We start from the raw sequence: 24,943 nt of genomic DNA, 5'->3' as shown, positions 1-24,943 counted from the left end.
AGTTATACAACAAAAAGAGAGTGAAATTTTCGGATACTTGAAGTACCACAAAACCTTTCCGATTTTAGCGGTGCTCCGTATCCGTTCTCACTCTCATCCCATCCCTAAAGGCGGGCTATGCCCTGCATGGGCTTTCCCGTTCGGAAAATCTGTAAATAATTAAAGGAACTGATCAAAATCAGCTCCTCAATCAATTTACATGTGTACCTTTTTCTAATTCCCATATTTTCTCGAAATAAGGTTGTCCTTTAATTAACCGCTCACAGATCGATTGATGCTTAGGCGTCCATCCCTGACATACTTCGAGGTATAAAGCCCTCCACGCTTCATCAAAACTCATCATTTGAATGTCGCTATATTTCTCCGGAATCCATTCAGTATACCAATATCTTGCCTCTGCTGTATTTCCACTTGTGTATATCTGGTCAAGGGCCATGAACAACAATTGTTTCAGCTGTCGTTCGCGACGTGTCAGTCCTTTCATATCCTTAGGGTCGGGTGATAGGATATGGTATTCCTTTTTCTGATCACTGGTACCATTGAATGAAAAATGCTTCGGGTCCAATTCTTCTGCCATCTCATATACCAATTGTTCCTGTCGCGGTATCATCCTGCTCTTACGGATTGGAATCTTATATCCCATCGTATCGATCACAAGGCATTTTTTTCCGTCTGTCGCTATCATGCAATACTCGATTTGCTCTCTCTGGTTGTTTTTACGGATGTAGCTTTTGTTTTTCACTTCACGCAGCAGTTCTTCAGGTAATTCACTCAGGTCATTTTCTATGTAGTTTAAAAGAGGTGATTCCATCTTGATGATCGGCACTTGATCGAGAAGCTCGATGAAGTCCTCTTTTCTCCATTCATGGAATTCACAGACATTATAGCCGTTCTCTTCACCTTCGAACCAATTGACCCATACGTCTCTTAAATACAACATGTATACCCCTCGCTTTACAGGATTTACTGTTTTGTTAAAATCAGTATAGTCAGAGGTCCGTAAAATTATTCGAGAATCAGGCTTTTTTTAGTCGACAATTGTACCTTTTCGTCATTATTCATCGTTTCGATTGTTCAGGGAAGGCAAATAAATACTTCCCCAAACCAAGACAAGTCCGAGAATGAAGAGTATGGATTCTACACGTGTCAATATAAAGTAAAAATAGTTAACGAAGCCATGCCCCGTTGTAATCAAATTTAGAAACGCGATTAAACTGACCCCTCCTGATACAGCAAAGCTGAAGCCGAGCAATAATAAAAATAATCGAAATATCAAAGCCCTCATCCCCCGTCAGAGTGCTTGTACATACGTGTTAATTCACTATATGGGACATGGACTCAGGTTATGACAACAATTCATATTTTCCAAGTTTCTTCTATTATAATGTATGCAAAAACAAATTACTTTTAAAAACAAAGTTATACATATTAAAAAAGCTAATGAGAACAAAATTTCTCATTAGCTTTAAACCATTATTATTTTAATTAGTAAATCGTTTGAATAATAGCGCTACGTTATGCCCTCCAAAGCCTAATGAGTTACTCATGACTGCATTGACTTCACCTTTTCTGGCTTCATTCGGTACATAATCTAAATCACATTCAGGATCTGGAGTTTCGTAGTTGATCGTCGGTGGCATGATATTGTTTTCAATCGCTTTAATTGATAGGACCGCTTCCAAACCACCTGCGGCACCTAGCAAATGACCAGTCATCGATTTGGTAGAACTGATAGCAAGCTTTTGGGCATAATCTCGAAATACTGACTTGATAGCCATCGTCTCATATTTATCATTGAAGTCAGTACTAGTACCATGCGCGTTCAGGTAATCAACTTCATTCGGGGACATCCCTGCATCTTGTAAAGCGATATTCATCGCACGTACGCCGCCTTCTCCACCAGGAGCCGGCTGTGTGATATGGTGGGCATCCCCTGTAGAACCATAACCAACAATTTCAGCATAAATCCGAGCTCCGCGTTTTTGTGCTGATTCCAACGATTCAAGTATGAGAATCCCTGCACCTTCTCCCATTACAAAGCCATCGCGGTTTGCATCGAACGGTCGGCTTGCTGAGGAAGGATCTGTATTCGTGGATAATGCTTTAGCAGATGAGAATCCAGCCAATGCCATGCTTGTGATCGGCGCTTCGGTTCCTCCAGTAATCATGACATCTGCATCACCCCGCTGGATCGCTTTAAAGGCATCTCCGATCGAATTCGCTCCTGATGCACAAGCTGTGACGGTACATGAATTGATTCCTTTTGCGCCAAGCATGATCGATACTTGACCTGAAGCCATATCCGGAATCATCATCGGCACGAAGAAAGGACTGACACGACGCTGTCCTTTTTCCATAAAAATCTGGAATTGTTGTTCGTAGGTTTCCATACCGCCAATCCCTGAACCGATCCAAACCCCTACTCTTGGAGCGATTTCTTCTGTTATCGTCAAATCTGCATCCTTTACAGCCATTTGTGTTGCAGCGATAGCAAACTGAGTGAACCGGTCCATCTTACGTACATCTTTTTTATCCATGAATTGTGTAGGATCGAACTCAGTCGCTTCACCGGCAACTTTTACAGGGAATTGATCTTTATCCCTTCTTGTCAGTTCCCCGATACCTGATTTCCCGTTGATAATATTCGTCCAAGTTGTCTCTGTATCATTACCGAGTGGAGAGACGGTACCGAGTCCTGTGATAACAACTCGTTTACTCATAGTCTAATTCAGCTCCTTAAAAAACTATTTTCCCCATCTTAACGCTACTGCACCCCAGGTCAGTCCACCACCAAAACCTACGAGTACCAGTACGTCTCCGTCTTTTACCTTTCCTGATTCCCGTGCTTCGACTAAGGCAATCGGAATAGAAGAAGATGATGTGTTTCCGTATTTTGCTACTGTCGAAGCCATTTTTTCTTGAGGTAATCCTAGGCGCTCCCGTGCCGCTTCCATAATTCGGATATTTGCCTGGTGCGGGATCAGGAAATCTACGTCTTCTTTTTTCAGGCCAGCTTTCTCCACGACCTTCATTGATGATTCCGGCATTTGCCTAACAGCGAATTTAAAGACTTCACGTCCATTCATGTATAAATGGTCACCATTTTGATATAAATATTTCGCTCCTGAACCATCAGAACCCATATCAAATGATAAGATACCTTTATCATCATCTACTGGTGCAATGACTGCCGCACCTGCTCCATCCCCAAATAACACAGCAGTGTTCCGATCTTCCCAATCCGTTATTTTGGACAGCTTTTCTACTCCGATGACGAGCACGTTCTTATAAGTATCTGTATCGATATATTGCTTTGCCGTTATCATACCATAAATGAAACCTGCACATGCAGCACTGATATCCATGGCAACCGCATTTGTGGCTCCCAATCGTTCTTGGATCAGGCAGGCTACAGACGGGAATCCATAATCCCCGGTTACCGTCGCCACCAAAATCAAATCAATATCACTAGCATCCAGTCCTGCATCTCTTAATGCTTCTTTCCCTGCTCTTTCTGCCATGTGGGATGTATCCATATCATTTTCAGCAATTCTTCTCTCTTCAATTCCGGTTCTAGTACGGATCCATTCATCTGATGTATCAACCATTTTTTCAAGGTCTGCATTGGTCATCACACGTTCCGGGACATATCTGCCAATTCCGATTACGCCTGCATTCATCTTATTTCCCCTTTTTGTATGACTTTCTTAGTATCTTATATTATGACTTGGTACTAATTTTAATCCAATATTTATATATTGTCCAGTTATTATCATTTATTTTTATCCATATCATATCGTTAAACAATACTTTTTTCATAAAAAAGAACCTTCTGTAATTTCCATTCTGAAGGCTCTTTCTAGGTTATGTATACCTTGTACTATATATAAAATCTTTTTACTTATTTTCGGATGCTTCAATTCTTCCTAATTCGTAGGCATCATTCATTACATTCATAAGGATGTTTACGATAGGTTGAATGTCTTCCATTGATAATTCTACACCTTTTTCCTCCATCATTTGCTTTGCTTCCGGCAAATGAGTCATCGCGATTTGCATGAACTTCATACTTCTTTCTTGGTCCATTTTGTGATTCCTCCAATAAATTTATGGTTGTGGGAGTTTACCGGTTTCTTTATATTCTGTGACTAATGCGTTGATTCTGCCCTGGAGATCTTTCGGGACCACGTTACTGAATGGGGCTAGTGATATGACCTCTTCTTGAAAATCGTAATGGATGTTTCCGGTTCGGAGCTGCCCTTCATTATACTTCTCGGCAATCCTGACATAGAGGCGATCGACATGTTGAACGGTACTTGTCAAGACTGTTTGTTCACCGAGATCGGCCATATTCGAAACAAAGCCGATTGCATAATGCCCTTGTTCTTTGATTCGTTCGATGACTGGCACTGTATAACCATCCCCTGCAGGATAAAAGACGTCAACACCTTGTCCCGTCATTTCCCTTAAAATATTGAAAGCCCGGTTTTCGTCCTCCCAGTCCTCAACGAAGTCGATATGTGTTTCCACCTCTTCATTATATACATTGGCTCCTTCACGGAAACCAGTGGCCTCAGGCTGCCAAGGGAATGCTGCAATCATACCAACATGTCCTGATTCAGTCATCGCACCGGAGATGATTCCAGCAAAGTAACCCATCGCATAAGAGTCGAAATGGATACTTGTGATTCGCTCCCCGCTAACCTTACCATTAAAGCTTACAAAATGCATGTCTGGGAATTCTGACTTGATTTCCATAAATAATGGGGCATAAAGCTTCCCATGACCGAAGACAAGATTTACATCGTTCTTTTGAAATTCTCTGACTGCTGATAGAACCTGTGCTTTTGATTTTACTTCTTCACGATAATATACTTCTTTACCGAGTTCTTCCTTAATCTGAAGTAAACCCTTATACCCTTTTGTACCCCAGCCTTTATCGGTAATGGTATCCTCAATCAAAAGTCCAACACTCTCTAACTCTCCTGTATTCAATGCTTGCTGACACCCAGTAAGAGTAAGAAGGAAAAATGCAATCAGGAAAGGGATCATCTTTGTCATTCTATTTCCTCTCCTCTTTACTACTAAGACATTATTACTACTAGTATAATCGATTTACAAATGGGAACGAAAAATAACAAGAGTACTATATTCGACCGTTTAAAGATTTCGATATAAAAGCAAAGACTTCTTATGTCTTCTCATAAAAGGTGACAATCTTTTCGGATGGAGTCCCCGTTAATAATTGATTACACGACATGATAAACTTCTCTTTTGTAATTGTAAAGTTATTACTGAATTCTCTAGTTTGGTCCGAATCTCCTCCTTTTTCTAATTTATCAATTGTGTAACATCTCTCCATGATCGGGTTGCTGCAGCCCAAAATTTTAGGGATTCTCATAATTTGATACTCTACTTCATAATGATCAGCAGCTTGGGAGAGTAATGTTTCCTCTGTCAGCATCAATGTGCCATACAAATTGGCAGGGCTTGGGACTCGTTCGGTTAAGAAAGGCTCATCTTCATTTCCGTATACATCCATCGTAGAAACAAGGATTATTTTACTATTTTGTTCAGCTGCATATTGTACAACCTGCTTCATATTTCGTTGATGGTTCTGGATCACTGATTTCACCTCTGATAATTCATTTGTTTTAGGAAAGTTTTGAGCGAGGTGAAAGATAAAGCCAACCTTTTCGAATTCCTCCCAGTCAACCTCTTCTATTGATTTATTGTAAAAGTGGAAAAATGCATTCCTCCCGATAAAATCAAGGCCAATATGTCCATCTCTATCTATATGGTCAATACCGTACACGTCAATTTCCTTATTGATGAACTCATTACAAAGGAGTATTCCCAGCTCCCCTGCAACTCCTGTAATCAGGATATTCTTCATAGTACAGGGCCCTCCATTTTTTTCAGTATAATACTATCTTATTTATGAAAATGAAATTATGAACTAAATCCTACTACCTTAATAGATGAATATCCATACTTTCGGAGAGATTATTATGTACATTGCCCATATAAGTATATTAGGGATCACCAAGTAGTCCATTAGAATTCTTCCTAAATTATAACCTTCTGGAAGAATTCTATTTACATTGGTCGATCCCTATAATTCAGTCTCATTTTGTTGATAAAAGATTTTTACTTTTTGGACCAGATCATATTTCCCACCAGGTAGCTGGAGCGTCAAAGAAATCGGTGCGCCTATTTCTTCTCTGAACTTTTCATATGCCCTGCTGTGTTTTATAAAGGAGTAAGGTGTCCCTTGCATATTGTGCCATATTTTCACTGGTAATGTAGAAGGATATTCGTACATTCCTTTGTCCTTCACCAATAACATCGTTGCTTCATCTTCCGACAGTTCATATGCTTTGCTGATTTCCCGGCGGAACTGCTTATAAAAAAGCTTTTGCTCCATAACCGCTTCACCATGTGTTTTCAAGCTGAAACATGGATTCATAAAAGCTGCTGAACGGATGATCCCTTCATGACGGTGCATCCATTTCAGTGCCGATAACGCTCCCATCCCTTCAGCGAATACATGGATTTTAAAATTGAGGATTTCTTGCTTGATGATAGTATGATATAGCCTATGCAGTAGCTCAACACTGCGTTCATTACCCCAGTGACGTCCATAAAGGTTCGAGTAATAAACCGTATAGCCGTGCAGGCACAGTTCTTCTATGAATTTCCTCCGCTCAGGATGATGAATCCATGAGCTTGTGTGATCTGATACAAAATGATTTGTATCACCGATGATGGAAATTGCAAAACCATTCGGTCGTTCAGGGAGATGAATGATTCCATGCTGATCATTCATTTTAAAAAATCGGTGGGTGTTATTACTCAAATTGAATCACACCTTATTCTTCATTCTTAGTTAATGTATGCGAGAAAAGTAAAAGAGAACAGGTTATTCGCCCAATTTTCTTATCCTTTTGTCCAGTAAGAGCAAAAGATGAACTTTTTTTGGAAGTTTCGCGAAATCGTTTTGATCGTGGGGAACTTGTGCTACAATATGAAAGGGATAAAGAAAACTTGGCATAGCCTTGGCGAAGGCTGAGCCATAGTTGCACTTATACTTTTTAAGTGTAAATTGCTACATATTATTCTAGAGGTGATCGTATGCGTTACATTTGGACAATAATCTGGGCATTATTGTTGAGCAATATGGCTTTCTATGTATTAAGCTCAATGCAAGGTGGAGAATACAGCTTCGGACTTGCATCTGGAATCGGACTTGTTTTTGCTTTATTCGTATTTGTATTAGGTGATGCGGGAATAAAGGACGAGACAACGGATTGAAATGGAGTGGCTCAAGCTTTTGAGTCACTCTTATTTATTTTACATAGAATGGTCTTGCTGCTGTTTTTGAGATAATAGGCTAGTTTTCGAGATAATTTCAGAGTTGTTGAGATAAATTTCCTGAAATCATGGTTTGTTATAGGTTAATGGGTGATTTCTTTTGGAAAATTGATTTTAGCGAAATTCTCGACACTCCTGCGGGAAAGCGAGCCAGGCAAGACCCCTTAGCAATTTAAGGATCTTCGACTAACAACCACCACGTTCCTGTGGTGAACGTCGATGCCAGCATAAGGAAAGCTTCTAAGAATTCTCATCGCAGACACGAAAATGATTTCATTTTTGTGTTGACATCCTGTGCAAGTGAGCGAGGTGGATTACGGATCGCCCGTGGAAAGGGAGTGAATTTCGCAATAATAAAAGAGTCAAAATAAGAAAACGAGACTGATCCAAGCCAGTCCCGTCATACTTCATAATATTTTACTTAAGAACGATTTTGTCCGAATATGTTGTGGATCTGAAAACAGCATTTTCGGTTCATTTTCCTCGACTATATATCCTTCATCCATGAAAATGACCCGATCTCCGACTTCTCTTGCAAATCCCATTTCATGTGTGACGACGATCATGGTCATCCCCTCTTTAGCTAATTGCTTCATGACTTCCAATACTTCACCGACCATCTCTGGATCTAATGCAGATGTCGGTTCGTCAAAGAGCATGATCTCAGGTTCCATCGCCAGGGCCCGTGCTATGGCTACACGCTGCTTCTGACCACCAGAAAGGGAATCCGGATATGCATCAGCTTTTTCAGATAACCCGACTTTCGCAAGAAGTTCATTCGCCTTTTCTACTGCTTTATTACGATTCCACTTCCTTACTTTCATTGGGGACAAGATGATATTTTCTAAAACGGTTTTATGTGGAAACAGATTGAACTGTTGGAACACCATTCCGACATCTGTCCGCAGCTTGTTGATATCCGTGGATTTATCGGTTATGTCAATGCCTTTTATATAAACCTTCCCGTCGGTGATCGATTCGAGCAGGTTCAGACATCTAAGAAAAGTAGATTTACCGGAGCCAGAAGGCCCAATTACACAGACCACTTCTTGCGGCTTTATTTCTGCACTGATGTCCTTCAATACTTCAAGTGAACCGAAGGATTTTTTCAAATTCTGTACTTTAATCATTCTGTAGCCCATCTCCTCTCAATGTAGTTTAACACAGTACTTACTGATAGTGTTAAAACGAGATAGATCAGTGCAACAGTTAGATAAGGTTCCCAAGCCCGGTAATATTGTCCTTGCATCGCTCTTCCCCAATACATCAATTCGGGAGCAGCGATGATCGCAAGTATCGATGACTCCTTAATCAGAACGATGAATTCATTTCCTAACGGAGGAATCATTCGTTTAATAGCTTGAGGTAAAATCACATACCGCATCGATTCATAATAATTCATTCCTAATGAACGTGAGGCTTCCATTTGGCCTTTATCAATGGACTGGATCCCAGCTCTGAAAATTTCTGCGATATAAGCACCTGCATTCAAAGATAGACCCAAAACTCCGGCCAATATTGCATTTGAATCACCGATCAATAGCGGAACAAATCCAAAGTAAATCAATAAGATCTGAACAAAAAATGGAGTGCCTCTGAAGAATGTAATGTACCAGTCAAGTGGATACCTGAGAGCCCGATACGGAGAGAGCTTCCCTAAGCCAATCAATAATCCCAGCACTGTACCGATTAGAATACCAACAAACGAAAAGCCGATTGTATAAAGAGTTCCCCTTAAGAAATATGGTGCGTAATCTAAAATTAGATCATATCTGAAATTCATTGTCCTCTCCCCTTAAAGAATTGGCAAAGCCTAACTTTTTTGCACAGGCTGAGCCATAGCTGCATTGATACTGAAGAAAGGGCTGACAATCAGTGTGTCAGACATCTCCAACACTTCCGTCAGCCCATAAACTTGTTATTCCTTTTCCATCTGCTGTTTCAATGCATCAAGTTCCGGTTCATCACCGAACCATTCTTTATAGATTTCAGAATAAGTACCATTATTGATGACTACTTTCACAGCTTTATCGAAATCCGTTTTCAAGTCGCTTCCTTTAGGGAACATGAGGCCATAAAATTCAGATTCAAAGTTTTCTTCATCACTGATCGTTTTCAGCTTTTTATCCGGATTATTTTTTGCATATTCGAGGACGACGCTGTTATCTGCAACGACCGCATCCACTCCACCCTGAACCAGTTCCATGATAGCCAATGTATTATTATCGAACTTTTTTATGTCTTTATGATTCGTTCCAAGGATTTTTTCAACGGCAGCTTGTCCTGTCGTACCATTCTGCACAGCGACTTTCTTGCCTTCCAGATCTTCAGCACTTTGGATATCACTGTCTTCTGGGACTAATATCATATTTCTGGATTCAAAATACGGCGTTGAAAAATCATAGGACTGTTTTCGATCATCATTGATCGTGATTGCTGAGATGGCAAGGTCTGCCTTCTCTCCTTGTATTTCCACAAATAACGGGTCCCAGCCGATATTTTTATAGTTAGGTTTAAAACCCGCTTCTTCCATTACAGCATCCAGGAAATCGATATCGAAACCAACGATTTTATCACCTTCCATATACTCGAAAGGTGCATAAGCAGCATCAGTGACAACTTCCAATTCCTTATCATCCCCGCCTGAACTTTCCCCGTTGCCGCCACATGCAGCTAAAATTGCGAGCAAACCGATCATTATTACAATAAACGGAACCTTAATGACCTTCATCTTATTAATCCTCCCCCAAATTAATTAAAACAGTACTGCCTTACAAATGACTTTATACCCGCTCCTTTTAATAATTTTCTAAATTTTCAATAATTTAATTCTAGTATTAAAGTCCGTTTTTTTCAACAAAAAAATTGAACAAGCATTCAGATTGTGTCTTTCATGGTTTCCGTTTGTAGGTCCACTTTCGATTATGGTTACTTGTTTCAGGAAAAGAATCCCCTGCATGTAATTTGATTTCTTTCGGGTCCTTCACCATGCTTCCTGTTTCACCGATTTCCACGTATACTCCATTGTTTGGTGCTTTTTGCCCTGGGTTGAATTGATGATTCTGTCCCATTAAAATCCCTCCTTTTTATTAGGTAGGATTACCCCATCACTCATAAATTATCGGTTATATGCTCCCGTCAAGTATGTAAAAAAGACACAAAAAAAGCCACCTTTAAATGGTGACTTTCCATCATCAATAAGAAACAAGTGAAATAGCTGTGAGGAAATGCAGAGGTAAGACGATCCGTTCAAACCCTAAGCCAGGCTCAGGGAAACCCATATATTGTCGAGGTTGAATCCCAGGTTTTTTCTTGTATTTTACTTCTATTATTAAGTATAGGTTCTGTTTATCAACTTTTTCGACATATCCCTCATACACTCCACCGTCCATCACATGGCACTGAACATATTGATTTATATGCTGCTTACATTGTTTTTGCATCAGTTGGTTATGCTTGTTTATGGCTTTCATATATTTACGATAAGGCACGATCTTCCCCCCTCACATTTTCATGATATTCACACAGGTCAGAAAATGTGTAAGGACATGTTAAATACAATTGTCACGAATTATCTATTTACTAGTGGATTGTTTTATTGTTTAATGACTACATGTGCCTTGAAAGTAGAAACTAGAGATCTTGTGGAGGAACCAAATGGAATACTTTATCTTATTGCTTAAATATGCTTTTTTCGGTTTTGTACAAGGTATTACTGAACCGATACCGATTTCGTCAAGTGGACATATGGTCTTTGCAGAAAAGATTTTGGACATACATATTGAAGGATTCAGTTTTGAAGTGTTCATGAATTTCGCATCGCTACTTGCAGTCCTTGTAATCTATCGGGAAGACCTTGTCAGGCTCACAACCAACGGTGTGAATTTTGCAATGACAAGAGAACGAAAATTCAAATCAGATTTCATGTTCATCATTTATCTGATCATCGGAACGATCCCTGCTGCGGTTATTGGAATATTAGCTGAGGATTTCATTTCTAAGAATTTGAAAAACATCAAGGTTGTCGGGGTATCCCTGATCATCACCGGTATCGCGTTATGGTTGATCCGAAACCTGCGCGGGCGTAAATATGATCAAGACTTGTCAATTAAAGATGCACTCATTGTCGGACTCGCACAGGCAGCAGCATTGATTCCTGGGATCAGCCGGTCAGGTGCCACGATTGTGGCCGCAATGGGGCGTGGAATGAAACAAGAAACGGCACTACGCTATTCGTTTCTACTATATATACCAGTCAGTATCGGGACAATGATTTTAAGTTTCAGTGACCTTAAAGATGATCCACTTCTTGATCAATTATTGATCCCTTATCTTATAGCCTTTTTAATCTCTTTTATTGCCTCATATATTTCATTGAAATGGCTTATGGGGATCATGGCTAGAGGAAATTTGAAATACTTTGCTATATATTGCTTCATCGTAGGACCTTTAGTGATCCTGTTCATGTAGAAGCCAAGTTTAAAGCAGGTTAAGCCAGAATTGAACTTATATACTGTATAATGTTATTTTAAAACGCTGTTCAATCAGCGTTTTTTTGTGCATTTAAAAGGAACTGATTGGTTTCTCAAGAATTAAATAGATTAAGGATGGGGATCTGATGGCAGGAGTATGGATATGGATCATCGCATTCTTTGTTATAACCGGTCTCTTCCAAATATTCGATTCACTAACAAAGAAAAAGACTATTATAAGGCTAAACGTGTATGAAGAGATAAAAAAATGACTGAACGATGATTCAGTCATTAGGAGGATATTAATTGAAAGAATACATCGGAAAATGCGACCTATGTCAAAAGCCTATTTACTGTATGGATGGATTTTTCAATGGAGTCAAAACAGAACAAGGACTTTTTTGTTTCGATTGTGGACAAAAGCGGAAATCTTCGTCCTAACCTCCACTGACTGGCGGTAACAATGCAACCGTATCACCAGCTCTGATAACTTGGTCAGGGTCATTTACGAATTCCTCATTCACAGCCACCATAACATTTGTCAAATCAAGATGAGATTCTGTTTCACGAAGATGGGAAACGAGTTCGTCTACTGTCAATACGTCTTTTTTGACCAAAATTTCACTCTTTCCGACCTTTTCCTGTAACCCCGCAAAAAGTAATACGTTAATCATCCAAGTGCTCCTTTCCAGGTTTTCCAGATGGATATTCCGTTTTTTCAAGCTGGTCTCCAATCCACTCTTCGCCATCGTCCCAATGCTCTTTTTTCCAGATTGGGACGATTTCTTTAATCCGTTCGATCGCATAACGACTAGCCTCGTAAGAATCTGCCCGATGTGGTGTCGAGACAACAATGACAACTGCGATATCTGATATCTCCAATTGACCAATCCGATGGACGATTGAAACACGCGCTTCCCTCCATCTATTGGTTATTTCTGAACCGATCTGCTCCAGCTTCTTTTCAGCCATTGGTATATAGGCATCATATTCCAGAAACAATGTCCGCTTACCGTTGGTCAACTCCCTCACTGTGCCGATGAATGTATTGATTGCCCCTGCATGCGGGTGGATAACTTTTTCAACAACTTCATTTATTTGAATTGGTTCTTTTGTGATGTAAAAATGTTTAGCCATGGATTCATCTCCGTTTTAAGAGTTTTTCTTTAATATACTCTGTAAATTCCGCAGCTTGACTGGGTTTAAAGATGAGGAGTCCAGATCTTTCTTCCAAATGATCAGTTATAACCCCTACCACATTTTCGCTTTGCTTCAATAGACTCAGAAGGTCTTGATCGTCTCTTGCAATGAGGAATTTCGGGTATTGAGCCTTTTTAAATCCTTCTATTAAAATAAAATCCAGCTGTATCACCTTATACATCATCACAATTTTTTCAAGGGGAATTGATACCGTCCCATTAACCTTTAAATGGAGAACGCCTTCTCCTTCAACTGCAGTCATATAGGCACCTTCATTTTGAAATTGGGCTGTATCTGTATTCCCAGGCTCATTAAAATCAAGTGATCCGCCATGCCCATGGTGTTTTATGACACCTACACGGTATCCTTCATTTGATAACTGCTTTACGAGCTCTTTAATAAAGGTCGTTTTGCCACTATTTTTATAGCCTGCAATTTGCAGGACTGGAATGTCATGGCTTACTTTTCCCATGGATTCAAGTCACTTTCATTGTCCAACAATAAAACTTCCACTTCATCCCCAGTTTTAAAGCCTCTCGTTCCGCCCGGAAGGACAATGAATGTATCCGCTTCTGCAATTGAAGTGACAGAGCTCGATTTATCCAGTCCTGTCGGAGCGACACGGACACCTTCGGTAGTGTATTCGATTTTTCCGCGTACCAATCTGGTGAAAGGATTCGGTTTAGGGAAATCCTTTGCTAACACAGCTTTTATTTTTGCAAGGAATGGCGTACTCTCCACAGCTTGCTTTATAAAAGGCCTCAGGAAAAGTTCACCGCCGACAAAACACGCTGAAGGGTTCCCCGATAACCCGAATAACAACTTACCTTGATGTTCTGCCACAGTTGTCACACTTCCAGGGCGCATCGCAATTTTATTGAAAAGCGTATTCGCGCCGAGTTTCTCATAAATGGCTGGAAGATAGTCATAGTCCCCCACTGACACTCCCCCTGTTGTGACGAGGGCATCAACATCATTCAACACCGCAGAAACGGCCTCAAAACATGCCTCAAAATCATCAGCTAACTTACCTAAATACAGTGGTTCACCACCCATTTTCCTGATCTGGGCTGAGATCATGTATGCATTGGAATTACGGATCTTACCGGGCTGCAACGGTTCATCGATATCCAGCAGCTCTGTGCCAGTTGCATAGATTCCAATTTTCGGTTTACGGTAAACTTTGATTGTTTTGTAGCCGAATGTCGCTAATATTGCTGTTACGCCTGGCTTTATCCGGGTTCCTTTTTCAATGAGGACAGTCCCTTTTCCTGTATCCTCACCTTGTTGGGCAATGTTTTGACCAGGTCTAAACTTTCTTCCAACCTCGATCATCGGTTTAGAGTCTTTTTCATATTCTTTGACAACTTCAAACATCGAAACTGCATCAGCTCCCTCTGGAATTGCTGCTCCAGTCATGATACGGATCGCTTGTCCTTGCCGTAAATGAGACTTGGCTACTTGACCAGCGCCGATTTCTTCAATGACCTCAAGATGAACAGGTGTTTCAGTAGAAGCCTTCACAGTATCCTCCGCTCTTAATGCGAATCCATCATATGGAGAGCGGTTGAATGGTGGGACATCGTGATCCGCGATAATCGGTTCTGCTAAAACTCGATCCAAGACATCTTCTATGTTCAGTTCCTCTGCTTGTAATTCCAGGGGATGAGCCAGGACCCTTTTTACCCCCTCTCCAATTTCCATTGGTTTTCTCCGTTCAACGACCATTGTAGTCACCGCCTTTATTCATTCCACCTTCATTTTAGCAAATACTTAACCTGGTTTCACGAGTTCAATTGTTAGTTAAACAATCCTCAAAAAAATGGACCGATCCATGATGGACCAATCCATTACACATGCTAGGATTCTTATTGGATCCCGAGGGCGATTTTCGCGTAACGGGACATTTTGTCTTTCGTCCATGGCGGATTCCAGACGATATTGACGTCTACGTCCTTCACTTCTGGAAAGTCGATCAATGCGTTTCGGACATCATTAGCGATCGTCCCGGCTAATGGACAGCCCATAGCAGTCAGGGTCATTGTCACTTTTGCCATGCCTTCTTCATCCAGCTCAACATCATATACAAGCCCTAGATTGACGATATCCACGCCTAATTCGGGGTCTTCCACTTCTTCCAATGCTTCCATCAACTTTTCTTTAACTTCTTCGTTTCCCATAATGAACCCCTTCCATTTCGAGTTTCTATTAATAGTATAACCCATTGTCAGGAGGACATAAAATGTTCCGCTTCAACCTCTTAATTGGTTGGGAAGATTGTTGATCGATTGGTTCAATGATTCAAGCTTCGGCTCTATCCTGTGCAGTAGATATAGGGTTACTACAACAGGGAAACCGAACTCACTCATCATCGAAATCCATTGTTCCATCTCCTCACCCCTTTCAGGTCATATTTTTTATAGAAAGTTAAAAAGGGACCGACTGAAGATAAGCCGATCCCTGTAACAACTTATGATAATGGAATATCTATGACATTACGTTCGACCATGCGAGCCCCTTTTTTCGCAATCAAGTCTCCACCCGATGATACGAATGCATTTTCAGCTAATATCGGATCCATAGCTGTTTCCAATGCTACTGTGTCAACAGGTTCTACTGGTTCATCAAGGGATATACGGACTGTCTTTCCCTCTTCATTTTCAAATAACAATTCAATTTGCTTCGCCATGAAGATTCCTCCTTTCTCAGATTAGTTGAGCGGGTTAAGCACTAAGGTCAAATGAGTTCGTACGTTCGACATCGTTGATTGGATACTGTTGAAGCGGTGCCAGTGCCTCGACGATGGCGAAAAGCTGGTCATGTGTCGCACTGCTTTTTCACGTTCGTGAAACTCTTCCGTTTGTAAACCGGCTTTCCTTCAAGGTCCATGCCAGCATCAAAGGTGATCGTCAATCTTGTGTCGTTGAGGATTGCTGTTGCCATTTTCCCACCCCCTTTCACTCTATAAATACAAAGTCGAAAGAAAAAAGGGGGAGGTGGATTTGAAATTTTTCATTTTTTTGATTTCGTGGCCTGGTCGATCAACTTTTGGGTTTGGTTGAGCAACTTTTCAGGTTAGTCGAGCAACTATAAGTGCCGTTCCTTCAAAACAGTACAACACCTCATCATAAAAACAAAAAAGAGACCTTCTGCAGGTCTCCTTGTGTTTATCTTATAATTTTTCCATTATCCAATTTACTGCTTGATGACAGGCTTCGCGAGTAACCTTATGGCCAGAAGACGGGTCAGTCACCATTTGAATTTGATTCTCTTTAAACAGCCCAGATTCCATTATATTTTTATAAAATCTTTTCGTCAGTTGGTACGGAACGACATTATCGGATTTCCCATGCCAGATCAATAATGATCGATCTCCTAACAGTTTTGGATTCAAAGATAAATCATAAGGCTTTAAACTTCTGACTTTCGATTCGAGTTCTGACGTCGATAGCGGGAGCTTTCCACCATCCTTCTGGATTGAGTACACCATCATATTTGCAAACTGCTCATAGCTCGGCGTTCCCATAAGTGAAATAGCGGTTTTTATCCAGTCATACTGGGTAAGCGCCCCGAACATCGTGATGCTTCCCATAGAAGTACCAGCTACTCCAATCCGTCCAGGATCGGTTTGATTGGTTTTCACCAAATGATCAGTGATCACTTTTAGCTCTACAATCCCCTGCATGACGATATCCCAAAATTTCCATTGCCTTTCTTCTGAAGATAATGGGACTGTTCGTTCACCGTGCAGCGGAAAGTCTGGCAGAATTACACGAAAGCCATTCTTGGCAAGTAAATAAGCATATGAAAGGTTCTGCTCCTTCGAACTTGTAAAGCCATGAAGAAAAACGAGTGTCGGTAGTTGTTCTGAAAATGCATCTTCTTTTGCTGCATTCAGTATGGGGATCCCTTGAATGTATTCTGTACTGATATGGATCATGGTTCACCTGCTCTATCGATTAATTATTATTATTTTACCAAACTGTTGATAGGGATTTAAAATGGAGGAACTTAAAGCGAGAAAAGCACCCGCCAATAGCGGATGCTTTTTCAAATAAGTCTATTGTTGGGTTTTGTTGTAATAGTCAACGCTTGTTTGAGCGCCTTCTGAGACCATTTTACTGTCTTCCATATCCTTTGGATCTCCAGCTTTTTCAATAGGTACATTTGAATTTCTGAACTTACTTGCACGGTCTTTGACTTTCGTTGAAAAGTCCGTCAGGGTTTCTTTTACCTTGATTCGGTTTGAACGATCTTTTAGATAGTAAGTAGCCGCTCCTGCTACACTTGCTGCAACCCCTGACATGATAGCTGTTTTTGGTGTGAATTTCATTTCTAGTCAACCTCCTCAGGTAGTATTATTCCTTAATTACCCTTTCTAAAAGACAATAAACACCCAAGTTCTTCCTATTTGAATGCCCTAATCATGCTTATTGTTCATTTTGGTAATTCTTCGGATGGATTTCTTCCCCGCTTTTACCTGTATATCGGAGACCCCATCCTGTAAATGCTGCTATGAACATGACGATCAACAATCCCCACCCTTGGAAGACGTACGGGAACACATCTGTCGGCTCAACGATCGTCAGGAAATCATAATCTTCTGCTGCTCCTTTAATCGTCGCCCATGCAAGTAATACACCACCGCTCCAAGGGAATATATAACCTAATGATGAAGAAACGGTATCAAGAAAATTAGCTCGGCGATACGGATGGATGTTGAACTCTTTTCCAAGCTTTCTTACAAATGGTGCTGCCGCAATCTCTGCTGCTGTATTGATCGTGATGAAGACATTCAATGACGCGACAATTGCAAAAATCGATAATTCAGCCCTACGAACTACGTTATTGATGAGTTTCATGAAGAAGTTGCGAATCGCTTCCATCGTGCCTGCTACTTCAAGTAAATGTGCTGCAGATAGAATGAATAAGATCAAGATAGCCATGTTGAAGTATCCACCGATTCCACTCATCAATGCTCCTTCAACTACCGGGGTCCCATTTTCTTTATGAATCGAGATGACTTCGCTCAAAGGCGTTCCAGTTATGAAAATGACTGCTATCGATGAAACAATCCCCCATGTCAGGGAAGTAAGTAAATGATGTCCGCTCAACGCTAAGTAAAGGACGAGGACGAAAGGCAACAACAACCATAAGCCCGCTGGATCTACCTGTTGTTCAAGCTGGGCAAGTGCATCTGCGTTTCCAATGCTGCCTCCTCCACCGAAAATGATAAACAAGATCAAAGACGGTATTGCCGCAGCAATCGAATACTTGAATCTGGAGCGAACGACGCCTGGCACATCCGCTTCTTGGGTAGTCGCCGATACAATCGTCGTATCAGAAACCGGAGCCAGGTTATCTCCAAAAACAGCACCACTTAATATTGCTGCTAATAAAACAACTGGATCTGCTCCCAGGACAAGGCCAGCTGGATACATGAGAATCCCAAAGGTTGCAACGGTTCCGTAACCTGTTCCGACGGCAGTTGAAAATAATGCTGCCAGTAGAAAGGTGAGCCCGACAAAAAAGCCGCCTTCAAGCCCAGTTTGGAAACCGAACCAGATCAGTCCATCAACCAAACCTCCTGCAGAGAGCAGTTTCGCAAACATCCCAGCCCAAAACCACGCGATGACAGCGATGACCCCTATCGGTTGAGCCATACCTGCAAATAGGGTTTGCGCATAATCAGACCATTTTGATTTACAAAAAAATAATCCAATCAAAATTCCGAGGACCATCCCAAGTACAAGAGCTTCTTCTGTTACTAATTCAAGAACACTTAAGGTAATAGCCCATACGATGAAAAATATGAGAGGAATAGTAGCTGCAAAGACTCCTCCACGAAATTCAAGGCGTTCAATGCTTTTCTTACCGATCGCCTCTTTCACTTCGCTCGTATGATGTTCATTTCCCATAAACCTTCCTCCATTTCATAGAAACATGCGCAACTATGATAACATATTTTCTTAATATTCGACAGTTTTCGAGGAGCTTACATTTATTGGACTTTTTAAGATAAGCTAGGTAAAATTAAACGTACGCTGTAAAAAAACAGTTCCTTGGTCAGCTGATAAAGTATTTTGACCCAGTGGCTGGTCGATTAAAGCAAGACAATATATAGAAGGGGGATTGGGGATGTCACAACCCTACTTGATTGCCGTTGATCTTGACGGTACATTGTTGAAAGATGATAAAACAGTGTCCATGCAAACGAAAAATGTTTTGAAACAAGCAATGGATCATGGTCATCATGTCGTAATCTCAACTGGAAGGCCATTCCGTGGCAGTGAACAATACTATCATGAGCTTGGTCTATCTACTCCTATTATTAATTTTAATGGCGCATTTATCCATCACCCGAAAAATCCTGGATGGGGCTACTTTCATTCACCGATGGACATGGAAGTTGCACAAAGCATTGTTGAGACCTGTTTGGAATTCGATGTGAAAAACGTGATCGCAGAAGTGCTTGACGATGTCTATATGCATTACGAAGATGAATTTATCATCGATTCTTTTTTAATTGACAAAGAAAGCGTAAATGTAGGCCATCTGACACAAGCCTTGCCACATAACCCAACTTCAATTTTGGTTCGTCCTCATGACCACCATGTAAAAGAATTGAGAGAGCTGCTCAAGGCTAAGCATGCTGAAGTCATCGACCATAGAGTGTGGGGTGCCCCATGGAACATCATCGAAGTCGTAAGAGCAGGATTGAATAAAGCTGTTGGTTTGAAAAGGGTAGCTGAATCGTTGAACGTTCCACAAGAAAGGATTGTCGCTTTCGGAGATGAAGATAACGATTTGGAGATGCTTGAATATGCTGGGCATGGGATTGCCATGGGAAATGCAATTCCTGAACTAAAAAATATTGCCAATGGAATCACAAAGTCCAATGAAGATGACGGAATAGCCTATTTCCTAGAAGATTTACTGTCTTTAAAGGAAAGTGTATAGAACCTCCTTTTGCGGGATACTAAATCCTGAAGGGGGTTTACAACTATGAGCAAGAAAAACCAATCAAAGCGTGTAACTGAACAAGGTGCAGAACGAGTTCAAGGAAATGATGCATATGAAATCAAGACGACCATGTCTGAAGCAGACCGCAATCGGCAGAAGGACCGATCCGAACTCCTTTCAAGGGGCGGAGAATAGCTAAATGTGATTTTAGATGGCCCAAAGGGCAATGAATGCCTTTTGTGGTCATTTTTATTCTAATAAAGGAAAGCTTCTAAGAACTCTCATCGCAGACACGAAAATGATTTCATTTTTGTGTTGACATCCATGTGCAAGTGAGGAGGCTTGCGGATCGCCCGCGGAAAGGGAGCGGATTTCCCAAAAATCAACAATTAAGTCAATAAAAAAGGACTGTCCTGAACCATCAAAATCTCCCGATGATCCAGTCAGTCCTTTCTATCCTTTCATACTGCTTTCGCATAAATGCTTCTCACTTCATCTAAAATAAGTTCAGATAAGAATAAATACGCTCTTTCATTGAAATGTAATCCATCCTGCACGAGCATCTTTTCATACAATTTATTTTTAGAAAAATAGGTCCATAAATCAATGTAGTGACAGCCTCGTTTAGATGTAATCTTTTTCGCGGCTTCTGCATACTTTTCAATGTCTTTATTGCTTCGTTTCTTTTGATGAGATTCGATGATCGGCGGCGGACTGATGATGATCGTCTTTTCAGCTGTTATCCGGTCAATCATGATTTCCAGATTCCGTTCATATTCTGGCAGGTTGATCCGCCTATGTTCACTCGCATCGTTCGAGCCGAACAGGACTGTCACAAGATCTGGTGAATGCCGTAATACATCATCTTGCAGACGTGCAAGTGCTGCCCTTGTCGTCTCACCCGAAATCCCTGAATTTACGATTGTCCAGTCTGTAAGGTTATTTCTTAATCGTGGTGTCAGCCTTTCGTAACCCTCTATGCTTTCTTCCTTAGCAGTATGACTGTCTCCAAAACATACTAATGTAGGCATATTCGAACCCTCCTTCAACGTAGTTTAATCCAAGTCAATGTACTTATACTTTCCAAACAAACTTTGTGGTTTTAGATTTGCTTCATGATGGATCGTTTCTTTGAATAGCGGACCAGTGTATGTGAATGTATGGAATTCTCCATTTTCGCCACAGGGATCGACGTAACTCGGAAGATTCAGAAGAAACTCCTCATCAAAATCTTTACCAAGATAATTTTCATCCAGCGCCTCAGTATCTATCCCACAGATGACAGCTTTATACCCAAGTGACAGGAAATTTGAAGTTAATTCACTGGTTGATTCCCCCCACAATGGAAATGAAGCTTCCAATGGAGTATTGTTCAAAAGTGATTCTCGGTATACATGTAAATCTTCGAGAAAAATGTCCCCGAAAATTACTGAATTCAATCCCTCATCTATAATTGAAGCAAATCGTTTATGTATTATGTCCTGATATTCAGTGTTTGAAGGTTTATGTGGTAAGGGAACCGTCAATAGCGGAATTCGAAGAGAGTTTGCTTGGGCTTTGATCAAATCTATGTGAATGCCATGAAAAGGGACTCTATTTGTCATCTCATCATAAGTCGTAAAAAGGTAAGCGACATTGGCATGTTTTGACTCAAGTACTTTATCGAGAGCCATCATACAGTCCTTGCCACCGCTCCAGAATAGGACAGATCGGTTAACCATTTTTTTCAGATTTTGGTTTGCAGTTAAAACAAAGTTCAGCCGTAGATTTCACCATTGGCTAAGCTTTGCTAAATTCTCTTTACATATATGTTCGAACGAATGTCCCGCTTTCCGTACATGACTTGTTCGTGTACCCTTCTATATAGACGATTGTTCAACCGAAAAGGTTTCCTTTTTCAGGTAAAAAGTAAAAGTTATGTTTAATGAACCTTTTTTGCAGGAATTTAGCAGTTGACCTTGAATTAGGAAAGTGGGTCATAGGAGGGTTACACCATGAAAATTTATGAAGTAGATCAAAAAATTTCTCATGCTACAAGACAAAGTATTGCAAACCTATTAACGCAGCAACGGATCAGTCACGAAAATTCCGGAACGTACGATCAAATATTGACTGGTATCCACCTTGCGCTTGAAAGCAAAGACACTGCTTACATTGTTGTCGCAGAAATTGAAGATGAAATTGTCGGTGTCGCCTTTTTTAACATTGGAGTCAGCTTAGCCCGCGGAGGACATTACATGTGGCTGAATGAGCTTTATGTTCAAGAGGATCTACGGAACAAAGGGATCGCCCGCAAGCTATTGCTTCATGTGATCTATTGGGCTGAAAGAAATGGAATCAAGTCGATCGAACTTGAAACAGGAATCAATAACGCCGTCACCAAACACATTTACCATTCTCTTGGTTTCTATGAAGTTGTATCAAAGCGCTATGGCTTTTCTTTTTAAAGGTCCGTCAATTTTGATACAATTGAATTAACTAATGAAGGGAGCAATGAAACAATGGCAGTTGAATTTACAATTGACCCTACTCCAAATCCGAATGCACTTAAATTCTCAGCAAATCAACCTTTATTTGACGGAAGACTTTCCTATCGACAAGGTGATGACCCTGAGGATAAAGTTGCTTCTGCACTTCTCAATATTGAAGGGGTAGAATCTATCTTCGGATTCCAAGATTTCATCACAGTGAACAAAACGCTTGATGGTGATTGGGATCAGATCGTGCCTAAAGTACAAGAAGTATTCCAAAATTCATATTGAACAAACCAATGGGGAGATCTAAAGTGATCTCCCCATTTTTATCATTTTTGCATAGGCAATTAAAAAGTCTAATCCTGCCTGAAGAATCCGAAGATACCCGTCGTGTTGACGATATTCGTGAATGCATGTGGATCAACTTCTTTGATGGCTTGCTCAAGATCATACAATTCATAACGGGTTACGACAATGATCAGAAGCTCTTTATCCTCATCAGTAAATCCACCTTTGGCAGGAATTTTGGTGATTCCGCGAACCATTTTTTGATGGATCGCTTGCTGGATTTCCTTCCCCTTCTTTGTAATGATCATTGCTGTAAGTTTTTCATGTCGAGTATGGATGACATCGATGACACGCGAGGTTACGTAGAGCGTCACCAGTGTATATAATGCTTTTTCCCATCCATATAATAACCCAGCTGTTAAAATGATCGCTGCATTAAGTGTGAAGAAATAGATACCGATCGGCCGGTCTTTCATGCGGGAAAGCACCATCGCTATGATATCCATCCCCCCTGTAGAAGCACCCCATTTCAAGGTGAATCCAATCCCGATCGCTGCAATGACACCACCGAAAACAGCATTCAACAGAATATCCTCTGAAATGACTTTTATAGGTATGATTTCAAGGAAAAAAGTTGTGGCTACAACACTTATGACACTGTAGATGGTGAATGATTTACCCACCTTCATCCAACCTAAGATTGCGACAGGAATATTCAAGATGAATAATAAGATACCAGTGGATGCTGGAATGGGCGTATTTCGCAATACACCAGCAAGCAATTGGGCGATTCCAGTGAAACCGCTGGCATAGACGTTTGCTGGAATCAAGAAGTAATTAAGTGATAAAGCACCGAGGGCGGCACCCATTAATATGAATATTATTTTTTTAATTTCAGTAACGAACGACATGTGCATCCCTTCTTTCTTCTCCTAGTAGAACGTATTATTTTTATCAAATGATGTTTCGATTTGTCAATGGATTTTTTACAACAAAAATCAACATTTCATTGCTTTTTAACCTAGCCAAGGCTACACTTAGAGAAAAGTCGAAAATGTAACGATTATGTGAGGTGTAAAAATGGCTATTCAATTGATTGTCGATACTGGTTGCGACCTACCTCAGCACGTGATTGATGAGCAGAGGATAGAAGTTCTTCCTTTAGTCGTCCATGTGAATGATGAAGAATATTATGACAAAGAATCCATTCAACCATCGAGGCTTTACACTTTGATGAGAGACGGAGCAGCTCCAAAGACCTCTCAAGTTCCTCCTGACCGTATGAAAGCTCTATTCGAAAAGATTGCTGAAAACGGACAACCAGCAATCTATATTACATTGTCATCTGAGTTATCTGGTACATATCAAACAGCCTGCCTCATCAGGGATCAATTACATGATGATGGCGTGAAAACAAACATAACAATCATTGACTCCAAAAGTGCTTCGCTCGGTTATGGTCTAGTTGCCTATTATGTAGCCCAAGCGATCCATAACGGCTCAGAGGATCTTGATGCTCTCGTTACTTACACACATACCCTAATCGACAAGATCAAACACATCTTTACTGTAGATGATTTAGAGTATTTAGTTCGTGGTGGCCGTGTATCGAAAACAGCTGGTTTTGTCGGTGGTTTACTTAAAATCAAACCGATTCTGCATATGGAAGATGGAAAGCTCTTCCCTCTTGAAAAAGTAAGAGGCAGCAAGAAAGTGCTCTCCAGATTGATTGAATTGATTGGTGAGCGCAGCAACGATCTTGAAAATCAGACAGTTGCAATCTCCCATGCCGATGATCTGACACGTTCAAATGAACTCAAAGAAATGATTGAAAATACTTTCAAGGTTAAAAACGTGATGGTCAATACGGTCGGATGTGCCATTGGAGCCCATGCTGGTCCAGGAACACTGGCTGTCTTCTTCTTGAACGGGTCCCCGGATGTCGAATAAATCCTCGGTTAAACGTCAAGCCTAATGGGTGACGACGTCCATAAGGAGGAATCAGCATGTCTAACACCAAAGACAACGATAAGAAAAAGCGTGATAATCAAGCACAGCAAGAGCTGAAAAATAAAATGGAACAAACGAATATCAATAAAGGAACACGACAATATTCGAAGAAAACGGATCATTTATAAGTCTTTACTCATATAGAGGCGACCTGTTCAAGGT

35 protein-coding genes are annotated in these 24,943 nt (G+C 40.7%); 8 read left to right on the top strand and 27 right to left on the bottom strand.

The window, feature by feature from the left end; translation table 11 throughout:
- Window positions 1–190: 190 nt before the first annotated feature.
- The 8 genes from ACJROX_RS10460 to ACJROX_RS10425 form a co-directional block, all read right to left on the bottom strand.
- Entirely contained in the window at window positions 191–940 is a 750-nt protein-coding gene (locus ACJROX_RS10460) for a YjbA family protein (RefSeq protein ID WP_408010702.1), read from the bottom strand.
- Between the two features lie 114 nt (window positions 941–1,054).
- Window positions 1,055–1,276, bottom strand: a complete 222-nt coding sequence (locus tag ACJROX_RS10455; RefSeq protein ID WP_408010701.1) for a hypothetical protein — start codon at window positions 1,274–1,276, stop codon at window positions 1,055–1,057.
- A gap of 205 nt (window positions 1,277–1,481) precedes the next feature.
- Entirely contained in the window at window positions 1,482–2,720 is a 1,239-nt protein-coding gene (fabF, locus tag ACJROX_RS10450; RefSeq protein ID WP_408010700.1) for a beta-ketoacyl-ACP synthase II, read from the bottom strand.
- A 24-nt stretch (window positions 2,721–2,744) separates the two neighbouring features.
- The gene (locus ACJROX_RS10445; protein ID WP_408010699.1) at window positions 2,745–3,680 is read right to left on the bottom strand and encodes a beta-ketoacyl-ACP synthase III; all 936 of its coding nucleotides are present in this window, start codon (window positions 3,678–3,680) and stop codon (window positions 2,745–2,747) included.
- A 217-nt stretch (window positions 3,681–3,897) separates the two neighbouring features.
- Entirely contained in the window at window positions 3,898–4,086 is a 189-nt protein-coding gene (locus tag ACJROX_RS10440; protein WP_408010698.1) for a ComZ family protein, read from the bottom strand.
- Window positions 4,087–4,107: 21 nt separating this feature from the next.
- Window positions 4,108–5,061, bottom strand: coding sequence for a BMP family ABC transporter substrate-binding protein (locus tag ACJROX_RS10435; RefSeq protein ID WP_408010697.1), 954 nt, complete (start codon window positions 5,059–5,061; stop codon window positions 4,108–4,110).
- 130 nt (window positions 5,062–5,191) lie between these two features.
- A complete protein-coding gene (locus ACJROX_RS10430) occupies window positions 5,192–5,896 on the bottom strand; it encodes an NAD-dependent epimerase/dehydratase family protein (protein WP_408010696.1) in 705 nt (234 codons plus the stop codon).
- A 219-nt stretch (window positions 5,897–6,115) separates the two neighbouring features.
- Window positions 6,116–6,859, bottom strand: coding sequence for an alpha/beta hydrolase (locus ACJROX_RS10425; protein WP_408010695.1), 744 nt, complete (start codon window positions 6,857–6,859; stop codon window positions 6,116–6,118).
- A gap of 275 nt (window positions 6,860–7,134) precedes the next feature.
- Here ACJROX_RS10425 and ACJROX_RS10420 point away from each other — a divergent pair, with 275 nt between their 5' ends.
- Window positions 7,135–7,314 carry a YjzD family protein gene (locus ACJROX_RS10420; RefSeq protein ID WP_408010694.1) on the top strand — a complete coding sequence of 60 codons (180 nt, stop codon included), beginning with the start codon at window positions 7,135–7,137 and terminating at the stop codon, window positions 7,312–7,314.
- 467 nt (window positions 7,315–7,781) lie between these two features.
- On the opposite strand, the gene ACJROX_RS10415 is transcribed toward ACJROX_RS10420, so the two are convergent.
- The 5 genes from ACJROX_RS10415 to ACJROX_RS10395 all read right to left on the bottom strand — a co-directional run bounded on the left by ACJROX_RS10415 (window position 7,782) and on the right by ACJROX_RS10395 (window position 10,865).
- Complete coding sequence (locus ACJROX_RS10415; RefSeq protein WP_408010693.1) at window positions 7,782–8,504, bottom strand: amino acid ABC transporter ATP-binding protein; 723 nt, start codon at window positions 8,502–8,504, stop codon at window positions 7,782–7,784.
- Window positions 8,501–9,157, bottom strand: coding sequence for an amino acid ABC transporter permease (locus tag ACJROX_RS10410; RefSeq protein ID WP_408010692.1), 657 nt, complete (start codon window positions 9,155–9,157; stop codon window positions 8,501–8,503). The genes ACJROX_RS10415 and ACJROX_RS10410 overlap by 4 nt, the downstream gene beginning before the upstream one ends.
- Before the next feature lie 135 nt (window positions 9,158–9,292).
- Entirely contained in the window at window positions 9,293–10,105 is an 813-nt protein-coding gene (locus ACJROX_RS10405; protein ID WP_408010691.1) for a basic amino acid ABC transporter substrate-binding protein, read from the bottom strand.
- A 160-nt stretch (window positions 10,106–10,265) separates the two neighbouring features.
- A complete protein-coding gene (locus ACJROX_RS10400) occupies window positions 10,266–10,445 on the bottom strand; it encodes a YjzC family protein (protein WP_408010690.1) in 180 nt (59 codons plus the stop codon).
- Window positions 10,446–10,568: 123 nt separating this feature from the next.
- The gene (locus ACJROX_RS10395; protein WP_408010689.1) at window positions 10,569–10,865 is read right to left on the bottom strand and encodes a hypothetical protein; all 297 of its coding nucleotides are present in this window, start codon (window positions 10,863–10,865) and stop codon (window positions 10,569–10,571) included.
- A gap of 166 nt (window positions 10,866–11,031) precedes the next feature.
- Between ACJROX_RS10395 and ACJROX_RS10390 the strand changes: the two genes are divergently transcribed.
- The gene (locus ACJROX_RS10390; RefSeq protein ID WP_408010688.1) at window positions 11,032–11,844 is read left to right on the top strand and encodes an undecaprenyl-diphosphate phosphatase; all 813 of its coding nucleotides are present in this window, start codon (window positions 11,032–11,034) and stop codon (window positions 11,842–11,844) included.
- Between the two features lie 439 nt (window positions 11,845–12,283).
- Here the strand turns inward: ACJROX_RS10390 and moaD are convergent, their stop codons facing one another.
- From moaD to ACJROX_RS10335, 11 genes are all read right to left on the bottom strand, one after another.
- The gene (gene moaD, locus ACJROX_RS10385) at window positions 12,284–12,520 is read right to left on the bottom strand and encodes a molybdopterin converting factor subunit 1 (protein ID WP_408010687.1); all 237 of its coding nucleotides are present in this window, start codon (window positions 12,518–12,520) and stop codon (window positions 12,284–12,286) included.
- Entirely contained in the window at window positions 12,513–12,983 is a 471-nt protein-coding gene (locus ACJROX_RS10380; protein ID WP_408010686.1) for a molybdenum cofactor biosynthesis protein MoaE, read from the bottom strand. Before ACJROX_RS10380 ends, moaD begins: the two co-directional genes overlap by 8 nt.
- A 4-nt stretch (window positions 12,984–12,987) precedes the next feature.
- Window positions 12,988–13,518 carry a molybdopterin-guanine dinucleotide biosynthesis protein B gene (gene mobB / locus ACJROX_RS10375; RefSeq protein ID WP_408010685.1) on the bottom strand — a complete coding sequence of 177 codons (531 nt, stop codon included), beginning with the start codon at window positions 13,516–13,518 and terminating at the stop codon, window positions 12,988–12,990.
- Window positions 13,506–14,774 carry a gephyrin-like molybdotransferase Glp gene (gene glp / locus ACJROX_RS10370; RefSeq protein WP_408010684.1) on the bottom strand — a complete coding sequence of 423 codons (1,269 nt, stop codon included), beginning with the start codon at window positions 14,772–14,774 and terminating at the stop codon, window positions 13,506–13,508. Before glp ends, mobB begins: the two co-directional genes overlap by 13 nt.
- A gap of 140 nt (window positions 14,775–14,914) precedes the next feature.
- Window positions 14,915–15,226, bottom strand: a complete 312-nt coding sequence (locus tag ACJROX_RS10365; protein WP_408010683.1) for a metal-sulfur cluster assembly factor — start codon at window positions 15,224–15,226, stop codon at window positions 14,915–14,917.
- 72 nt (window positions 15,227–15,298) lie between these two features.
- Window positions 15,299–15,436, bottom strand: coding sequence for a YvrJ family protein (locus ACJROX_RS10360; RefSeq protein WP_408010682.1), 138 nt, complete (start codon window positions 15,434–15,436; stop codon window positions 15,299–15,301).
- Window positions 15,437–15,516: 80 nt separating this feature from the next.
- Window positions 15,517–15,735 (bottom strand): DUF2922 domain-containing protein, encoded by a 219-nt coding sequence (locus tag ACJROX_RS10355; RefSeq protein ID WP_408010681.1) that lies wholly within the window; start codon window positions 15,733–15,735, stop codon window positions 15,517–15,519.
- Between the two features lie 128 nt (window positions 15,736–15,863).
- The gene (locus ACJROX_RS10350) at window positions 15,864–15,989 is read right to left on the bottom strand and encodes a DUF1659 domain-containing protein (protein ID WP_408010680.1); all 126 of its coding nucleotides are present in this window, start codon (window positions 15,987–15,989) and stop codon (window positions 15,864–15,866) included.
- Window positions 15,990–16,218: 229 nt separating this feature from the next.
- Window positions 16,219–16,986 carry an alpha/beta fold hydrolase gene (locus tag ACJROX_RS10345; protein WP_408010679.1) on the bottom strand — a complete coding sequence of 256 codons (768 nt, stop codon included), beginning with the start codon at window positions 16,984–16,986 and terminating at the stop codon, window positions 16,219–16,221.
- 120 nt (window positions 16,987–17,106) lie between these two features.
- A complete protein-coding gene (locus tag ACJROX_RS10340) occupies window positions 17,107–17,379 on the bottom strand; it encodes a hypothetical protein (RefSeq protein ID WP_408010678.1) in 273 nt (90 codons plus the stop codon).
- Window positions 17,380–17,476: 97 nt separating this feature from the next.
- Window positions 17,477–18,964: a Na+/H+ antiporter NhaC family protein gene (locus ACJROX_RS10335; protein ID WP_408010677.1), complete on the bottom strand. Its 1,488-nt coding sequence runs from the start codon at window positions 18,962–18,964 to the stop codon at window positions 17,477–17,479.
- A 220-nt stretch (window positions 18,965–19,184) separates the two neighbouring features.
- Here ACJROX_RS10335 and ACJROX_RS10330 point away from each other — a divergent pair, with 220 nt between their 5' ends.
- Together ACJROX_RS10330 and ACJROX_RS10325 are read left to right on the top strand one after the other, a co-directional pair.
- The gene (locus ACJROX_RS10330; RefSeq protein WP_408010676.1) at window positions 19,185–20,006 is read left to right on the top strand and encodes a Cof-type HAD-IIB family hydrolase; all 822 of its coding nucleotides are present in this window, start codon (window positions 19,185–19,187) and stop codon (window positions 20,004–20,006) included.
- 45 nt (window positions 20,007–20,051) lie between these two features.
- On the top strand, window positions 20,052–20,204 hold the full coding sequence (locus ACJROX_RS10325) for a hypothetical protein (protein WP_408010675.1): 153 nt from the start codon (window positions 20,052–20,054) through the stop codon (window positions 20,202–20,204).
- A 266-nt stretch (window positions 20,205–20,470) separates the two neighbouring features.
- Here the strand turns inward: ACJROX_RS10325 and ACJROX_RS10320 are convergent, their stop codons facing one another.
- Entirely contained in the window at window positions 20,471–21,040 is a 570-nt protein-coding gene (locus tag ACJROX_RS10320) for an SGNH/GDSL hydrolase family protein (RefSeq protein ID WP_408010674.1), read from the bottom strand.
- A 24-nt stretch (window positions 21,041–21,064) separates the two neighbouring features.
- Window positions 21,065–21,730 (bottom strand): ATP-binding protein, encoded by a 666-nt coding sequence (locus ACJROX_RS10315; protein WP_408010673.1) that lies wholly within the window; start codon window positions 21,728–21,730, stop codon window positions 21,065–21,067.
- Window positions 21,731–22,003: 273 nt separating this feature from the next.
- On the opposite strand from ACJROX_RS10315, the gene ACJROX_RS10310 reads away from it, so the two are divergent.
- Window positions 22,004–22,456, top strand: coding sequence for an N-acetyltransferase family protein (locus tag ACJROX_RS10310; RefSeq protein WP_408010671.1), 453 nt, complete (start codon window positions 22,004–22,006; stop codon window positions 22,454–22,456).
- Window positions 22,457–22,510: 54 nt separating this feature from the next.
- Entirely contained in the window at window positions 22,511–22,771 is a 261-nt protein-coding gene (locus ACJROX_RS10305; protein ID WP_408010670.1) for a NifU N-terminal domain-containing protein, read from the top strand.
- 68 nt (window positions 22,772–22,839) lie between these two features.
- On the opposite strand, the gene ACJROX_RS10300 is transcribed toward ACJROX_RS10305, so the two are convergent.
- The gene (locus ACJROX_RS10300) at window positions 22,840–23,682 is read right to left on the bottom strand and encodes a YitT family protein (RefSeq protein ID WP_408010669.1); all 843 of its coding nucleotides are present in this window, start codon (window positions 23,680–23,682) and stop codon (window positions 22,840–22,842) included.
- Window positions 23,683–23,851: 169 nt separating this feature from the next.
- Here ACJROX_RS10300 and ACJROX_RS10295 point away from each other — a divergent pair, with 169 nt between their 5' ends.
- Both ACJROX_RS10295 and ACJROX_RS10290 read left to right on the top strand, forming a co-directional pair.
- Window positions 23,852–24,721, top strand: coding sequence for a DegV family protein (locus tag ACJROX_RS10295; protein WP_408010668.1), 870 nt, complete (start codon window positions 23,852–23,854; stop codon window positions 24,719–24,721).
- A gap of 56 nt (window positions 24,722–24,777) precedes the next feature.
- Window positions 24,778–24,909 carry a DUF3941 domain-containing protein gene (locus ACJROX_RS10290; RefSeq protein WP_408010667.1) on the top strand — a complete coding sequence of 44 codons (132 nt, stop codon included), beginning with the start codon at window positions 24,778–24,780 and terminating at the stop codon, window positions 24,907–24,909.
- Window positions 24,910–24,943 lie beyond the last annotated feature (34 nt).

It is taken from the genome of Pseudalkalibacillus sp. A8 (genome assembly GCF_045920555.1).
Taxonomy (GTDB): domain Bacteria; phylum Bacillota; class Bacilli; order Bacillales; family Fictibacillaceae; genus Pseudalkalibacillus.
The sequence above is the reverse complement of the archived record's forward strand: the minus strand, read 5'-3'. Positions and strand labels throughout refer to the sequence as shown.

Bases quoted from the DNA above. Each gene is read 5' to 3' on its own strand.
- ACJROX_RS10460 (WP_408010702.1), bottom strand. From the start codon at position 940: ATGTTGTATTTAAGAGACGTATGGGTCAATTGGTTCGAAGGTGAAGAG.
- fabF (WP_408010700.1), bottom strand. From the start codon at position 2,720: ATGAGTAAACGAGTTGTTATCACAGGACTCGGTACCGTCTCTCCACTC.
- ACJROX_RS10445 (WP_408010699.1), bottom strand. From the start codon at position 3,680: ATGAATGCAGGCGTAATCGGAATTGGCAGATATGTCCCGGAACGTGTG.
- ACJROX_RS10440 (WP_408010698.1), bottom strand. From the start codon at position 4,086: ATGGACCAAGAAAGAAGTATGAAGTTCATGCAAATCGCGATGACTCAT.
- ACJROX_RS10435 (WP_408010697.1), bottom strand. From the start codon at position 5,061: ATGACAAAGATGATCCCTTTCCTGATTGCATTTTTCCTTCTTACTCTT.
- ACJROX_RS10430 (WP_408010696.1), bottom strand. From the start codon at position 5,896: ATGAAGAATATCCTGATTACAGGAGTTGCAGGGGAGCTGGGAATACTC.
- ACJROX_RS10420 (WP_408010694.1), top strand. From the start codon at position 7,135: ATGCGTTACATTTGGACAATAATCTGGGCATTATTGTTGAGCAATATG.
- ACJROX_RS10415 (WP_408010693.1), bottom strand. From the start codon at position 8,504: ATGATTAAAGTACAGAATTTGAAAAAATCCTTCGGTTCACTTGAAGTA.
- ACJROX_RS10410 (WP_408010692.1), bottom strand. From the start codon at position 9,157: ATGAATTTCAGATATGATCTAATTTTAGATTACGCACCATATTTCTTA.
- ACJROX_RS10405 (WP_408010691.1), bottom strand. From the start codon at position 10,105: ATGAAGGTCATTAAGGTTCCGTTTATTGTAATAATGATCGGTTTGCTC.
- ACJROX_RS10400 (WP_408010690.1), bottom strand. From the start codon at position 10,445: ATGGGACAGAATCATCAATTCAACCCAGGGCAAAAAGCACCAAACAAT.
- ACJROX_RS10390 (WP_408010688.1), top strand. From the start codon at position 11,032: ATGGAATACTTTATCTTATTGCTTAAATATGCTTTTTTCGGTTTTGTA.
- moaD (WP_408010687.1), bottom strand. From the start codon at position 12,520: ATGATTAACGTATTACTTTTTGCGGGGTTACAGGAAAAGGTCGGAAAG.
- ACJROX_RS10380 (WP_408010686.1), bottom strand. From the start codon at position 12,983: ATGGCTAAACATTTTTACATCACAAAAGAACCAATTCAAATAAATGAA.
- mobB (WP_408010685.1), bottom strand. From the start codon at position 13,518: ATGGGAAAAGTAAGCCATGACATTCCAGTCCTGCAAATTGCAGGCTAT.
- glp (WP_408010684.1), bottom strand. From the start codon at position 14,774: ATGGTCGTTGAACGGAGAAAACCAATGGAAATTGGAGAGGGGGTAAAA.
- ACJROX_RS10365 (WP_408010683.1), bottom strand. From the start codon at position 15,226: ATGGGAAACGAAGAAGTTAAAGAAAAGTTGATGGAAGCATTGGAAGAA.
- ACJROX_RS10360 (WP_408010682.1), bottom strand. From the start codon at position 15,436: ATGGAACAATGGATTTCGATGATGAGTGAGTTCGGTTTCCCTGTTGTA.
- ACJROX_RS10355 (WP_408010681.1), bottom strand. From the start codon at position 15,735: ATGGCGAAGCAAATTGAATTGTTATTTGAAAATGAAGAGGGAAAGACA.
- ACJROX_RS10350 (WP_408010680.1), bottom strand. From the start codon at position 15,989: ATGGCAACAGCAATCCTCAACGACACAAGATTGACGATCACCTTTGAT.
- ACJROX_RS10345 (WP_408010679.1), bottom strand. From the start codon at position 16,986: ATGATCCATATCAGTACAGAATACATTCAAGGGATCCCCATACTGAAT.
- ACJROX_RS10340 (WP_408010678.1), bottom strand. From the start codon at position 17,379: ATGAAATTCACACCAAAAACAGCTATCATGTCAGGGGTTGCAGCAAGT.
- ACJROX_RS10335 (WP_408010677.1), bottom strand. From the start codon at position 18,964: ATGGGAAATGAACATCATACGAGCGAAGTGAAAGAGGCGATCGGTAAG.
- ACJROX_RS10330 (WP_408010676.1), top strand. From the start codon at position 19,185: ATGTCACAACCCTACTTGATTGCCGTTGATCTTGACGGTACATTGTTG.
- ACJROX_RS10325 (WP_408010675.1), top strand. From the start codon at position 20,052: ATGAGCAAGAAAAACCAATCAAAGCGTGTAACTGAACAAGGTGCAGAA.
- ACJROX_RS10320 (WP_408010674.1), bottom strand. From the start codon at position 21,040: ATGCCTACATTAGTATGTTTTGGAGACAGTCATACTGCTAAGGAAGAA.
- ACJROX_RS10315 (WP_408010673.1), bottom strand. From the start codon at position 21,730: ATGGTTAACCGATCTGTCCTATTCTGGAGCGGTGGCAAGGACTGTATG.
- ACJROX_RS10310 (WP_408010671.1), top strand. From the start codon at position 22,004: ATGAAAATTTATGAAGTAGATCAAAAAATTTCTCATGCTACAAGACAA.
- ACJROX_RS10305 (WP_408010670.1), top strand. From the start codon at position 22,511: ATGGCAGTTGAATTTACAATTGACCCTACTCCAAATCCGAATGCACTT.
- ACJROX_RS10300 (WP_408010669.1), bottom strand. From the start codon at position 23,682: ATGTCGTTCGTTACTGAAATTAAAAAAATAATATTCATATTAATGGGT.
- ACJROX_RS10295 (WP_408010668.1), top strand. From the start codon at position 23,852: ATGGCTATTCAATTGATTGTCGATACTGGTTGCGACCTACCTCAGCAC.
- ACJROX_RS10290 (WP_408010667.1), top strand. From the start codon at position 24,778: ATGTCTAACACCAAAGACAACGATAAGAAAAAGCGTGATAATCAAGCA.